The following is a 13,213-nucleotide window of genomic DNA, read 5'->3' as shown; positions in this document are numbered from 1 at the left end:
TATGGATATACAAAAAAACATTATAGATTTAAAGACTTCAGCTACATTAGCTATCAATGAACTATCGCAGGATTTAATTCAAGATGGTAAAGAGGTTTTTAAGTTTGGATTAGGCCAGTCTCCTTTCCCAGTTCCAGAGGTAATTGTTGATGAGTTAAAAAAAAATGCCCATCAAAAAGATTATATAAATGTATCTGGTTTAATAGGATTAAGGAGTGAGGTTGCTCATTATCATTCAAATAAAAATCAATATAAATATGGCGCTGAAAATGTCATAATTGGCCCTGGGTCGAAAGAATTAATTTTTCAAACACAGTTAGCATTAGATTGTGACTTGCTACTTCCAAGGCCGAGTTGGGTGTCTTATGAGCCCCAAGCACAAATAATAAATAAAAAAGTTCATTGGATTAAGGCTTCTGCTAAGAGCAATTGGCATCTTGACCCTCAAGAGCTAGGTAGAGTCTGTGATAATCTTAAGTCGGTTAATAAACTTTTAATTTTAAACTCGCCTAATAATCCTTCAGGAACAGTACATGGAGATTTAGAGGAATTAGCAAGGGTTGCCAGAAAGTACAATATCATTATTATTGCTGATGAAATATATGCTGAGCTAGATTTCACTGGAGAGTATAAATCCATTACTCACTACTACCCTGAAAAAACAATTATTAGTAGTGGATTGAGTAAGTGGTGTGGAGCTGGTGGGTGGAGACTTGGAACATTAATTTTTCCAGAAGGATTGAGTTATATTAGGGACAGCGTGAGAGCTATAGCTAGCGAAACCTATACTGCTGTGAGTGCGCCTATTCAGTACGCAGCTATTAAAGCATATTCAGAAGATCATTCAGAATTTCTCTATAGTTCGAGGCTAATTTTGAAAATAATTGCTGATTATATTTATAGAGAACTTTGCTCAGTTGGTGTGAAATGTCAAAAACCACAAGGAGGCTTCTACATGATATGTGACTTTTCAAATGTTATAAATATAACCAAGGAAATGAATAATGACAAAACACTTTGTAAAAAAATACTTAACGATATAGGTTTTGCAATGTTGCCTGGGTCTGACTTTGGTTTAGAAGAAGATAAATTATTATCACGTATTGCGTTTGTAGATTTTGATGGTTCAGCGGCTCTTAAATTTATTTCAAATAAGGATTTCTCACCTGAGAATTTTTTAGATATAATTTGTCCACAAATAGTAAAAGGTGTTTCACTTTTAAAAGAGTGGATTAAATCTCAGTAAACATAATTAAGGAAAGATAAGTGGATTATAACAAGGGATTTGAGTTTGATGATTAAGTTGCTTTGGAGCCCTACAAAAAACCAAATAGAAGATTCTCAGGCCTGGGAATTTATTCAAAAAGTTAATAAAAAATTCAATATCAGCCTAGAAAATTTTCATGATTTATATAAATGGTCATGCAAATGCCCTGAATCTTTTTGGGAGTTGTTTTCGAGCTACTCTAGAATTATTGTAGATAAAAAATCTAAAAAAGTTTTAAAAAATGGTGAAGATTTTTTAAAATCAGAATGGTTTTCAGATTCAAAATTAAATTTTGCAAAAAATTTATTATCTAAAAGAGATCAAACGCCTGCAATAATTTTTTGGGGCGAAGATAAACATAAAAGTTCTTTAACACACGACGAATTATATAATCAGGTTGCAAGGCTATCTCACTGGCTTAAGAAAAGTGGCGTTGTAAAAGGTGACCGCGTTGCTGGCTTGCTTCCTAATATGGCCGAAACGGTGGTCTCAATGTTGGCAACATCTAGTATTGGTGCAATCTGGACATCCTGCTCTCCTGATTTTGGTGTTCAAGGAGTCCTAGATCGATTTGGTCAAGTTAAGCCTAAAGTATTTATTTGTGTGGACGCATATCTTTATAACGGAAAGGTTTTTAATTGCCTTGAAAAGAATGCAGAAATAATTTCAAAGTTGCCATCTATTGAAAACACTTTATTGGTTCGTTATATTAACGATCAAGCTTCTTTAAATGAAGATAATTCCATTTTTGCATTTGATAAAATTGCTGATCAGGAAGTAACTCCTGAATTAATTTTTGAATCAGTTACTTTTAATGACCCACTCTATATTTTATTTTCATCTGGAACTACTGGCATTCCAAAGTGCATTGTTCATGGAGTTGGTGGGACTCTAATTCAACATAAAAAAGAGCATACTCTCCACTGCGACATTAAAGAAGGTGAAAGGGTCTTTTATTTTTCTACGTGTGGCTGGATGATGTGGAACTGGCTCGTGAGCTCTTTAGCTTCTGGGGCAACAATAATGCTCTATGATGGCTCTCCAATATTAAAACATAATGCTGGTGTTTTGTTTGACTATGCAGAGCAAGAAAGAATTAATGTTATGGGTATATCTGCGAAATTTTTGGATACTTGCAGGAAAATAAATCTCAATCCAAGTGTATCTCACAATTTAGAAGCTCTAAGAATGTTGCTTTCTACAGGATCAGTATTAAGTCCTGATTGTTTTGATTATGTCTATCAATACGTAAAAGAAGAAATATGTTTGTCTTCTATTTCTGGTGGGACTGATATTGTTTCATGTTTTGTATTGGGCTCTACAATACTTCCAGTATATCGAGGTGAGCTACAAACTCGAGGCCTTGGTCTTTCAGTTGAGGTTTGGAATGAGCTAGGCGAATCTGTTACTGGAGAAAAGGGCGAGCTGGTTTGCACTAGTACTTTTCCTTCAAAGCCAATAATGTTTTGGAGCGATAAGAAAATGAATAAATACAAAAGTTCATATTTTGAACGCTACTCCAATGTTTGGTGCCATGGGGATTATGTAAAGCTCATGGAATCTGGTGGAATGATTTTTTATGGGAGATCAGATGCGACCCTTAACCGAGACGGAGTGAGGATCGGAACAGCTGAAATATATCGACAAGTTGAAATACTAAATGAAGTATTGGAGTCTGTCGTTGTTGAGCAAGCACTTGATGATGACTCACGAATCATCTTGTTTGTAAAGTTAAGTGAAGGTCAGCAGCTGAATGATGAGCTTAAGAATAAAATAGCTCATCAGATTAGAAGCAATACCACGCCAAGGCATGTTCCAGATGTGATCATTCAGGTCTCTGATATTCCTAGAACAAAGAGTGGCAAAATTGTTGAATTAGCGGTTCAAAAAGCAATTAATAATCTTCCTATTGACAACAAGACTGCACTAGAAAATCCGGAAGTTCTTCAGGAGTTTTATCAACATAAAGAGCTTCAATGATGCTACATTTTGAAGGGTTATCAAAGGTTATAATATTATATTATTTCTAATTTAAGGTTTGTATTTTGGCTAAGCTTTACTTTTATTATTCTGCAATGAACGCCGGAAAGTCAACCTCACTTCTTCAGTCTGCATATAACTATAAAGAGAGGGGTATGCGGCCTTATATTATGTCGGCAGCAATTGACAATCGATATTGTGTTGGTAAAGTAACGTCAAGAATTGGCCTTGAGGCAGAGGCCTATCTTTTTCATAAGGAAGATGATTTGTTTAAGATACTTTCTGAGGAAAATAAAAAACAAGGCATCAACTGCGTGCTTATTGATGAAAGTCAGTTTCTAAGTCGAGATCAAGTTAAGCAGCTCGCTATTGCTGTAGATGATCTAGATATACCTGTTCTTTGTTATGGGATTAGGACTGACTTTAGAGGTGAACTCTTCCCAGGTAGTCAGCATCTTTTGGCGTGGGCAGATAATCTAATAGAGCTAAAAACTATTTGCCATTGTGGAAGTAAAGCAACGATGGTGGTTCGCACAGACGAAAAAGGTAATATTATTAATGATGGCGATCAAGTAGTTATTGGTGGTAATGATCGTTACCAGTCCATGTGTCGAAAGCATTTTGCAGAGCATATCTGGTCAAATTGAGTTGACATATGAAGGTAAATAACACTTTAATAGTCTTTGTGTTGTGAGTGAGCTTGTTGCCCTTCTGTTGCTTTTAGGTGCATTTTCTGGATTTTTAGCTGGTCTATTGGGGGTTGGTGGGGGGCTAATAATTGTTCCAGCTTTGCTTTATCTTTTGGCACCATCTGTGGACCAGTCAATCTTAATGCATACTTCAATTGGCACTGCTTTAGCGGCTATTGTTTTTACTTCTATTTCTAGTCTCTATGCGCATCAAAGGCACGGAGCAATACTTTGGGATAATTTTAAAAAGTTAGCCCCTACGATTCTACTTGGGTCTTTTACAGGCGCCCTATTAGTAAAATATATGAGCTTTGATTTTCTAAGGCTATTTTTTGCACTCTTTGAGATTAGTGTTGCTTTGATTCTATGGTTTGGGGTTACAGCATCAAGTCATGCTGATAATTTATCTAGATGGGCTTGGTCAATAACTGGGTATTTTATTGGCCTAATTTCTGCTATGGTTGGAATTGGTGGCGGAACTATGACAACACCATTTTTGGTTTATAACAATGTAAATATTAAAAATGCTATTGCAACCTCTGCATCTGTTGGGATGCCAATTGCAATTGCTGGAAGTATTGGTTTTATGATTACAGGCTCAAGTCAAGACCTTCCAACTGGTGGGATTGGATTTATCAATTTTGAAGCGCTTGTCGCTATTGTCTCTACGAGTATTTTTTTTGCGCCATTAGGAGCCAAGGTAACCCATGCTGTTGATAGTAAAAAACTCAAAAAAGGGTTTTCAATTTTTCTAGGTTTTTTGGCGGTTATGGTTCTATTTTATTAAATGGTTGCTAGCTAGACTTATTACCAAACCATCACTGATCGTCAGTAAAATTTAAAGCAACAGAGTTAATGCAGTATCGCTTTCCAGTAGGCTGAGGGCCATCAGGGAAAACATGTCCCAAGTGGGCATCACAAGACGCACATCTAACTTCTACTCTAACGTGGCCCATAGAGTTATCTTCTAGTTGGCGAACACAGCTACTGTTTGCAAGTTCATAAAAACTTGGCCACCCACTTCCCGAGTCAAATTTAGTACTCGATTCAAATAACACTGCGTCACAGCATATACAATGATAGTGACCTGTCTCATTATGATTATAATACTCACCAGAGAATGGAGGCTCAGTGCCGCATTCTTGAGTAATATGATACGCTTCGGGTGATATATTCTTCTTATTATCCATTCGTGTATTATAAGATAAATTTACAGTCATCTTTAAAATCTGCAGTTAATAATTATGGAAATATATTTAGTAGGCGGCGCTATTCGAGATCAGATTTTAGGGATAGCATCCGAAACAACAGAAAAGGATTATGTTGTTGTTGGTTCATCCCCTGAGGAGCTTTTGTCACTTGGCTATCGTCAGGTTGGAAAAGAGTTTCCAGTATTCCTTCATCCAGAGACTCATGATGAGTACGCACTCGCAAGAATTGAGCGTAAAGTCGGCGCAGGCTATACTGGCTTTGCATTTGACACTTCTAGGACTGTAACAATTGAGCAAGACCTTTCAAGGAGGATCTAACAGTTAACGCAATTGCCCAAAAAATAGATGGCAATGGAAGTTATATTGATCCTTATGGCGGAATAGAAGATATCAAAAAGAAAACACTTCGGCATGTATCTGATGCTTTTTCAGAAGATCCTGTGCGCATATTACGCACTGCCCGTTTTGCATCTCGCTTCTCTAATCTTGGTTTTACTATTGACGATAAGACGCTAGAGCTAATAAAAAAAATGGTTGTCTCTGGTGAAGTCGACGCTCTAACATCAGAGCGCGTTTTTAAAGAAATTGCTCTTTCAATGCAGACAGAGTCACCGTCTGTATTTTTTGAAGTTTTGATTGAATCTAGGGCATATGAAAGCTTATTTCCAATGCTAGAGCTTAGTAATAATAGTGATTTTAAGCTACTCAATCAATCAATCAAGCAACCTGAAGTCTCCTTTGCTCTTTGGCTTCATAAGCAAAACCTTCAAAATATTGAGGCGCTTTGTGAGCATCTTAAATGTCCAAAAGATATCCAACAAATTACTGAACTCGTTGCAGAATGGAGTCATTTTGCTATGAATTTCTTGTCATTTAATCCTCAGGAAGTCTTAAATTTTTACTTAAAGAATGATGGTTTAAGGCGTCATAAAAGGTTTCAAATAATTCTGACAGCTTTTGATTACTTGGATATAAATACAAAGCCAATAATTAAATTACTGGAGCTTCTTAAATCAATTCAGATTTCAAAACTTGCTAATATTAATATTGCACAAGAGATAGCTCAAGAAAGACTATCGATTATTACTAGATTTATCGATTCTGCAGAGTAGGTCATAATCACAGTACTCGCAAGCATTTTTTGCAGGCAAGACGCTAGCAACACCTGACTGAAAATTTTGGCTAGCTGAGATTAAGCTTGATTTCCATTCAGTCAATTGACTGTCCCAATCTGGCATTTTATTACTCGCCTGTTTACTTATTGGAAGTTCAAATTTATTCTTTGTTATTGCCTTAAACTCACAATTATTAGAGTTAATAGTTGCAAATGAGATTCCATCAACTGAATTCGTTATTGCATAAATAGGAAGCTGAGCCTCCTTTAAAGGATCTCCAGTGAGATGACTTGCTTTAATATTTTTTCCAGTTTTATAATCAATGATGAGTTTTGTACCAGAAGCCATTTGATCCATACGATCAATACGAGTTGAAAACTTCAAGCCCTCAATATTAACTTCAGATGCTGATTCAGTCTCTAGCACTTCAAAGTAATCTCGCTGCTTCTCAAGATCAAGATATTCATTAATAATTGCTAAAAGCCTATTTTTTTCATTGACCTTAAAATTTGAATTAGGTATTTTCAAAATTGCAGACTCAGTATGCTTCTCTATTAATAAAGTAAGCTCATTATCAGAAAGTTGTAATAATTTTGTGCTGGTTGTAATCTCATTGAATAAAGTTTCTAAGATCTTATGGATTAAATTGCCCTGTTCAAGTCGGCTTATACCAAGATGTGGCTCTTCAAAGTTATCAATACTAAGACGGTTTGTAAATCCTTTAAACCCGCAACTCATCTGATCTTGAAGGGTTTTAACGCCTTTTTTTATGGAAGGTTCAATAATTTTAGATGCTTTAAAATCTTCAATATATTCTAAATCTCTAGGAAAATCTTCAGATAAAGCTTCGAAAGGAAATTCATCAAAGTCTAAATATGGAGTAGGAAGCTCTTCACGATTACTTGAGTTCTTTGGGTAACTGTATGTAGTATCAAAACTTAAATTATTTAAGTTTTCTAATGTTTTTTTGCTTTCTTTAGCAACTAATTGAAAGCTTGAATTTGGAAGTTTATACTCAATTGAAGTCTTTGATGGAATGAATAATGGCATTTTTATTCGCCCTGGAAGGAAGTTGCTTGTCATGCTCGATACCCATGCATGATCGAAGAATAAACCCTCAGCCTCAAGAGAGCCCATTATATGAATATTTGACAAACCACTTTTTGGTTGAAAAATAACAGCACTTATATGGGCACTTAAGATATCTAAAGCATTTGATAAGTTTGTTTTTTTATAATAAATTGATAGTTTATTTAGAATTAAACTTTCAGTCTGATACTTTTCAAATATCTGATATTCACTACTTGATAAGACTCTATCTGAAGTAAAGCCCCAACAAGAAAGTAATAAGTTGACAGAATCAAGGGAATCTTCAAGAGATATAGTTTTTGAGGTATTAATTGTATTTATTTCTATAAAAATCTCTTTAAGTGATGGGCATGTATCTAAAAGAGAAATGATTTTATTAACCCTGCTCTCTTTGGCGCCAATTTTTAAAACTTTAGAGACCAATAACGCGCGACTATCTCGCTCACTCTTAGCACCTTTAATATAAGGCGAAGTAACAACCTTGATCAATAATTCGTGGCTTATATGACCCTTGATAAATTCAGTTGAAATTTGTAAAACAGAGGAAAGATGTTGAATGAGTGGATAGTGTCCAAGCGGTATTCCAAGAGAAATATTGTATGGTTTTTGATGAGTTTCGATTAGGGTCGAAGTAAATTCAAGATCAAAAATAGTTTTAACAATATGCTGTAATTCATTTAAATTTGGGATAACAATTCCAATTTTTTTATCTGGATTTTTTAGACTAATCTCTTTTGCCCATTTTGCTATTGTCTTTAATTCAGTGTCTTGGTTATTGAAAGAGAAGGCAGGAATATTTTTATTTTGACCTTGATACAACATAGGCCTACATTTTAATATTTCAAAAAGTTTTTTTTGCTCAGGTGTTGGCTCATTGAAGCCATAAGAATAATATTTCCCTTCTTTATTTTGAGTTTTTAGAGATTCTAGTGAAGCACGAAAAAGATCTGTATGATCGATACACTTATTAGCCATTTTAAACTTATCATATTTACTTATCCAGCCTATAAAGAACTTAGGAGGGATTGCACCAAAACTTGATAACTCAGTTATATCAATAAAATAAGTTTTGCAAATTATGTAGCACTTAATTAGCTCATCAATAAAAGTTTCAGGATTGCTTGTAACATCTCCTTTACTAATTTCTTTTAATAAAAATCTTATTTCAAACTGAGTTAGCAGGCGCAAACTTCTTGATGGATTATTTTGATTCCAGTTGCCTTCAAGCCATGATTTATAGGAAGATACTTTCGGCATTTTTGATGTGCCATTAAGTTCAGATATTGATTTCTTGATTGCTAAGACTTGGCGATTGTTCGCAACAATAATTGTATCGTTAGCTTTAATTAAAGAGAGGTCTAGGTTAACCCTCATTACTCACTTCAAATATTTTATTAAGATAACTACAAAGTTCAGGCACCCCTTCTTTTTTCAGGGATGAGAAAAGCTGAACACTTATTGATGGGTAACCTTTGATTGCTTTCATGACAGCAAGTTTAGCTGAACTTGCAGCTCCCTTTTTAAGTTTGTCAGATTTTGTTAGTAAAATATTTGTAGAGACTTTATTAGTGATAGACCACTCAAGCATCATTTGATCAAAGGGCTTTAATGGATGGCGACAGTCCATTACAAGTATTGCAGCTCGCATGCACTTTCTATTGTCAAAATATTCACTCATATTTCTATGCCAATTTTGTTTTACAGCATCTGGAACCTTGGCATATCCATAACCAGGTAAATCAACAAGCCTTCTATCTTTATCAAGCTCAAAGAAGACTAAATGCTGAGTTCTACCAGGAGTTCTGCTAACTTTCGCTAATTTTTTTTGTTCGGTGAGTGTATTAATTGCACTAGATTTACCTGCATTAGAACGACCTGCAAAAATAACTTCATATCCAGCATCTTCTGGACAACCTTTAATGGATGGACAGGATAAAAGAAACTTTGCTTTGCGATAGAAATTATGCATAATTCAAGTAGTTCGGTGCAGACATTGTCATTATATAATCTTTATTAATTGACATCTCATTACATTCTAATTCTATTAGGTATTCTGACATCATATGGATAATGAAATATATCTTAAAAGAAAGTACCAATACTTTTCTCTAGAGGACAAGCTTAATACTCCTCTAGAGTTATATCAATCTGAAGTTCATCCAGATTGGATTGACTACAATGGCCATATGAGCGAGTCATTCTATTTGTATGCTTTTGGCGATGCTTCAGATGCTTTATTTCAATACATTGGGGTTGATAATGACTATCGCTTAGCAGGCAAGTCTTTCTATACTGTTGAAACGCATATAAACTTTTATTTGGAAGTTTCAAAGGGAGAGCCTCTTAAGTTTACTACTCAATTACTTGGTTTAGATGCAAAAAAGCTTCATATTTTTCATCAAATGTTCCATGCTGAAAGTGGTGACTTATTAGCTACAACTGAGCAAATGCTTGTTCATGTAGATATGAACAAAGGGAAAGCATGCCAGATTGAATCAACTGTTGAAGATATACTTTTAAAGATTTGGGGATATCATAAAAAATTGTCTACACCAAGGCAAAAAGGCCGCATTATGGCGATTAAAAAATAAAGTAAGTTAATTAAATTGTAGGAGTAGAGATGGATTTTGGCCTTTCTAATGAGCAAGAAATGATTATCGATTCAGTTAAAAGTTTCGTGGAGCAAGAGCTTTATCCTCACGAAGATGAGGTTGAACAAAGTAATAAAATTAACAAACACCTAGCTGAAAATATCAAAAAAAAGGCAATCGATCAAGGTCTTTATGCTAGTAATATGCCAGAAATACATGGAGGTGGGGGTCTTGATACTTTGACTTTATGCCTTTTAGAGAAGGAGTTAGGTAAGGCAAATTTTGGCCTTCAGTATATTGTCGCAAGACCTAGTAATATATTGCTGGCTTGCCAAGGAGCACAAATTGAAGATTATTTAATTCCAACGATTCGAGGAGATAAGGTTGAATGTCTTGCAATGACAGAGCCTAACGCAGGGTCAGATGTTCGATCTATGCAGTGCAAGGCAGAGAGAGATGGAGAGTTTTTTGTAATTAATGGCTCAAAGCATTTTATTAGTCATGCGGATGTGGCCGACTACGTTATCTTATTTGCAGCTTCTGGAACTGAGAAGACTTCCAGAGGAGAGAGGAAAAAAATAACTAGCTTTTTGGTGGATATTGGTACCTCAGGGTTTTCTGTAGAGCCTGGATACAAAAGTGTTTCTCATAGGGGATATCATAACTTTATTCTTAATTTTGATAATTGCCGTGTCCATGAATCTCAAGTATTAGGTGAGGTAGACCATGGATTTGATGTGGCAAATGAGTGGCTTGGCGCTACGCGATTATCAGTTGCAGCAATGTGTCTTGGCAGAGCTGAAAGAGCCCTGCAAATTGCAACAGAATGGGCTGCAACGCGTGAACAATTTGGTCAAAAGATTGGTAAATTTCAAGGAGTTTCTTTTAAGCTTGCTGATATGTCAATGGAGCTTCATGCTGCAGAACTATTAACTTTAAAAGCTGCATGGAAGGATACGCAAGGAGAAATGACTAATAGTGATGCTGCAATGGCAAAACTGAAAGCTACAGAGACTCTTGCAATGATTTCTGATGAAGCCATACAAATACTTGGAGGTATGGGTCTAATGGAAGAGCTGCCTTTGGAAAGAATATGGCGAGACCATCGAGTTGAACGAATTTGGGATGGTACGAGTGAAATTCAAAGACATATCATTTCAAGGTCACTACTAAGACCATTTGAGTAGTCCTTTATGAGTAGAACTAATTTGAGTCGGCTAATATCACCAAAATCAATAGCTGTGGTTGGAAATCGTGGTGCAAATTTTGCGATTAGAGAAAGTAAAAAATTAGGCTATAACCATAAAATTTGGGCAATCCATCCAACTCTAGATTTTCTTGAGGGAATTAAGTGTTACAAAGATATTAAAGATCTTCCTGAGGCTCCAGATGCTACGTTTATAGCAGTTAATGCCGAGTCTGCTATAGCTATAGTTGCTGATTTAAAGTCGATTGGAGGTGGTGGAGCAGTTTTGTACGCTTCTGGTTTTGGAGAGCTTGGAGAAAAAGGAATAAAACGAAATCAGAGGCTGGAAGAGGCTGCTGATGGAATGCCATTAATTGGACCGAACTGTTATGGCTTTATCAATAGTCTTGATGGAGTTGCATTGTGGCCTGATGTTCATGGTTGTGAGCCAGTTTTGAGTGGGGTTGCAATTATTACACAGAGTGGCAATATAGGCCTTAATATTACAATGCAATCGATCGGGCTTCCAATTGCCTACATGTTTACTCTTGGCAATCAAACAAATACAAATATTGCAGATATTATTAATGCGATGCTCGATGACAATAGAGTCAATGCAATAGGCCTGCATATCGAAGGAATTTCCGATATCAAATCGTTTGATGTTGCTGCTCGAAGAGCCCTTGATAAAAAAATTCCAATTGTTGCAATTAAGTCTGGACGTACTGATGTTTCTGCAAAGATTGCACTCAGTCATACCAGCTCAATGACAGGCTTGGACCAACTTTTTAATGTATTTTTTGAGCGACTCGGGATTGCTAGAGTGGATACTGTTCCAGAGTTCCTAGAAACTTTAAAATTGCTAAGTATTTTAGGAACCATTGACCATAACGGTGTTGCATCTATGAGCTGCTCTGGAGGAGAGGCAGGAATGATGGCGGATTTGATTGATGGTCTGGATATCACCTTTCCTAGCCTTGATGATCTTCATAAAGATAGAGTTAAACTAGCGCTTAATGATTATGTCGAGGTTGATAATCCACTTGATTACCATACCTTTATTTGGGGTGACCGAAAAAGAACTTCAAAATGCTTTAAGCAGATGATTAGTGGCAATTTTGCTGCAACAATGTTGTTATTGGACTGGCCAAGAACGCAAGAATCAGAACAAAAAGATTGGGACTTAACTTTATTGGCTCTCTCTGATGCGATTTCTGGGACACGTGAGAAGACTATAGTATTAGCTTCAATTGCAGATTGTATGCCTAAAAGGATTATTAAGGAATGCCAAAAATATGGTATCGCGCCAATGATAGGGCTGGATATTTGCTTGAAGGCTCTTAATCACTCCTATAGAATTGGACTCGCTTTTCAGAAAAGCTCAATGCAATCGATAGAGATATTACGCTCATTATCTCACCCTTCTAAAATTTCAACACTAACAGAGTTTGAAGGCAAGAAATTGTTGAAAAAATATGGAATTCCTGTGCCAGATGGAAAAATTATTAGTAGCACCTCTGAGGCTTTAATTGCCGCTGAAAAAATACATTACCCTATAACACTGAAGGTTTCAGATGTTGAGTTGGTACATAAAACAGAGCTAGGTGCTGTTATGCTAAATATAAATGATCCTTTAGCGCTAGAGAAGGCTTGCCAGGATTTATTTAAGATTGGTTCATCCCTTCTTATTGAAAAAATGGTGCAAGATTCAGTTGCTGAATTGATTATTGGTGTTGGCCTTGACCCAATTTTTGGAAAATATATTATTATTGGAAGTGGTGGAATTTTGGTGGAGCTTTTCAAAGAAAGTATTCCACTTCTATTTCCAGTTAATAGGAAGGATGTTTCTCTAGCCTTATCAAAATTAAAAGCTTTTCCTTTAATTAATGGTTATAGAGGTAATCCACAAGGAGACGTTGAGATGATTATTGATTGCGTAATGGCTACTGTCAAACTAGTTAGTGAAAATGATATTGATGAATTGGATATTAATCCATTATTAGTATTGAAGAGAGGCAGCGGAGTTATTGCTGTCGACACTCTTATTAAGTTAAACTTAGGCTAATCAGCCTTTTAATTGGGAAA

The 13,213-nt window shown here is 35.8% G+C and carries 12 protein-coding genes; 9 read left to right on the top strand and 3 right to left on the bottom strand.

Annotated features, from left to right (window positions below; translation table 11 throughout):
* The first annotated feature begins 1 nt into the window (after nt 1).
* From ABXT44_RS07350 to ABXT44_RS07335, 4 genes are all read left to right on the top strand, one after another.
* The gene (locus ABXT44_RS07350) at nt 2-1,246 is read left to right on the top strand and encodes a pyridoxal phosphate-dependent aminotransferase (RefSeq protein WP_416686614.1); all 1,245 of its coding nucleotides are present in this window, start codon (nt 2-4) and stop codon (nt 1,244-1,246) included.
* Between the two features lie 48 nt (nt 1,247-1,294).
* Nucleotides 1,295-3,247 (top strand): acetoacetate--CoA ligase, encoded by a 1,953-nt coding sequence (locus ABXT44_RS07345; RefSeq protein ID WP_416686613.1) that lies wholly within the window; start codon nt 1,295-1,297, stop codon nt 3,245-3,247.
* Nucleotides 3,248-3,312: 65 nt separating this feature from the next.
* Nucleotides 3,313-3,894 (top strand): thymidine kinase, encoded by a 582-nt coding sequence (locus ABXT44_RS07340; RefSeq protein ID WP_416686611.1) that lies wholly within the window; start codon nt 3,313-3,315, stop codon nt 3,892-3,894.
* 43 nt (nt 3,895-3,937) lie between these two features.
* The gene (locus ABXT44_RS07335; RefSeq protein ID WP_416686610.1) at nt 3,938-4,723 is read left to right on the top strand and encodes a sulfite exporter TauE/SafE family protein; all 786 of its coding nucleotides are present in this window, start codon (nt 3,938-3,940) and stop codon (nt 4,721-4,723) included.
* 31 nt (nt 4,724-4,754) lie between these two features.
* Here the strand turns inward: ABXT44_RS07335 and msrB are convergent, their stop codons facing one another.
* Nucleotides 4,755-5,126 (bottom strand): peptide-methionine (R)-S-oxide reductase MsrB, encoded by a 372-nt coding sequence (msrB, locus tag ABXT44_RS07330; RefSeq protein WP_271556511.1) that lies wholly within the window; start codon nt 5,124-5,126, stop codon nt 4,755-4,757.
* Between the two features lie 54 nt (nt 5,127-5,180).
* On the opposite strand from msrB, the gene ABXT44_RS07325 reads away from it, so the two are divergent.
* Nucleotides 5,181-5,465 carry a hypothetical protein gene (locus ABXT44_RS07325; protein WP_416686607.1) on the top strand — a complete coding sequence of 95 codons (285 nt, stop codon included), beginning with the start codon at nt 5,181-5,183 and terminating at the stop codon, nt 5,463-5,465.
* A gap of 122 nt (nt 5,466-5,587) precedes the next feature.
* Complete coding sequence (locus ABXT44_RS07320; protein WP_416686606.1) at nt 5,588-6,259, top strand: hypothetical protein; 672 nt, start codon at nt 5,588-5,590, stop codon at nt 6,257-6,259.
* Here ABXT44_RS07320 and ABXT44_RS07315 read toward each other — a convergent pair.
* Both ABXT44_RS07315 and yihA read right to left on the bottom strand, forming a co-directional pair.
* Entirely contained in the window at nt 6,221-8,725 is a 2,505-nt protein-coding gene (locus ABXT44_RS07315) for a PD-(D/E)XK nuclease family protein (RefSeq protein ID WP_416686604.1), read from the bottom strand. The genes ABXT44_RS07320 and ABXT44_RS07315 overlap by 39 nt on opposite strands.
* Complete coding sequence (gene yihA, locus ABXT44_RS07310; protein ID WP_416686602.1) at nt 8,715-9,320, bottom strand: ribosome biogenesis GTP-binding protein YihA/YsxC; 606 nt, start codon at nt 9,318-9,320, stop codon at nt 8,715-8,717. Before yihA ends, ABXT44_RS07315 begins: the two co-directional genes overlap by 11 nt.
* A 94-nt stretch (nt 9,321-9,414) precedes the next feature.
* Here yihA and ABXT44_RS07305 point away from each other — a divergent pair, with 94 nt between their 5' ends.
* From ABXT44_RS07305 to ABXT44_RS07295, 3 genes are read left to right on the top strand one after another with little or no spacing between them, the layout of a single operon-like run.
* On the top strand, nt 9,415-9,942 hold the full coding sequence (locus tag ABXT44_RS07305) for a thioesterase family protein (RefSeq protein ID WP_416686601.1): 528 nt from the start codon (nt 9,415-9,417) through the stop codon (nt 9,940-9,942).
* A gap of 29 nt (nt 9,943-9,971) precedes the next feature.
* Nucleotides 9,972-11,129: an acyl-CoA dehydrogenase family protein gene (locus ABXT44_RS07300; protein WP_271556503.1), complete on the top strand. Its 1,158-nt coding sequence runs from the start codon at nt 9,972-9,974 to the stop codon at nt 11,127-11,129.
* A 6-nt stretch (nt 11,130-11,135) separates the two neighbouring features.
* On the top strand, nt 11,136-13,193 hold the full coding sequence (locus ABXT44_RS07295; protein ID WP_416686599.1) for an acetate--CoA ligase family protein: 2,058 nt from the start codon (nt 11,136-11,138) through the stop codon (nt 13,191-13,193).
* Nucleotides 13,194-13,213 lie beyond the last annotated feature (20 nt).

Origin of the sequence: Candidatus Pseudothioglobus sp. Uisw_041 (assembly GCF_048087625.1) — a bacterium.
Lineage (GTDB): Bacteria > Pseudomonadota > Gammaproteobacteria > PS1 > Pseudothioglobaceae > Pseudothioglobus.
The sequence above is the reverse complement of the archived record's forward strand: the minus strand, read 5'-3'. Positions and strand labels throughout refer to the sequence as shown.

Bases quoted from the DNA above. Each gene is read 5' to 3' on its own strand.
- ABXT44_RS07350 (WP_416686614.1), top strand. From the start codon at position 2: ATGGATATACAAAAAAACATTATAGATTTAAAGACTTCAGCTACATTA.
- ABXT44_RS07345 (WP_416686613.1), top strand. From the start codon at position 1,295: ATGATTAAGTTGCTTTGGAGCCCTACAAAAAACCAAATAGAAGATTCT.
- msrB (WP_271556511.1), bottom strand. From the start codon at position 5,126: ATGGATAATAAGAAGAATATATCACCCGAAGCGTATCATATTACTCAA.
- ABXT44_RS07325 (WP_416686607.1), top strand. From the start codon at position 5,181: ATGGAAATATATTTAGTAGGCGGCGCTATTCGAGATCAGATTTTAGGG.
- ABXT44_RS07315 (WP_416686604.1), bottom strand. From the start codon at position 8,725: ATGAGGGTTAACCTAGACCTCTCTTTAATTAAAGCTAACGATACAATT.
- yihA (WP_416686602.1), bottom strand. From the start codon at position 9,320: ATGCATAATTTCTATCGCAAAGCAAAGTTTCTTTTATCCTGTCCATCC.
- ABXT44_RS07305 (WP_416686601.1), top strand. From the start codon at position 9,415: ATGGATAATGAAATATATCTTAAAAGAAAGTACCAATACTTTTCTCTA.
- ABXT44_RS07300 (WP_271556503.1), top strand. From the start codon at position 9,972: ATGGATTTTGGCCTTTCTAATGAGCAAGAAATGATTATCGATTCAGTT.
- ABXT44_RS07295 (WP_416686599.1), top strand. From the start codon at position 11,136: ATGAGTAGAACTAATTTGAGTCGGCTAATATCACCAAAATCAATAGCT.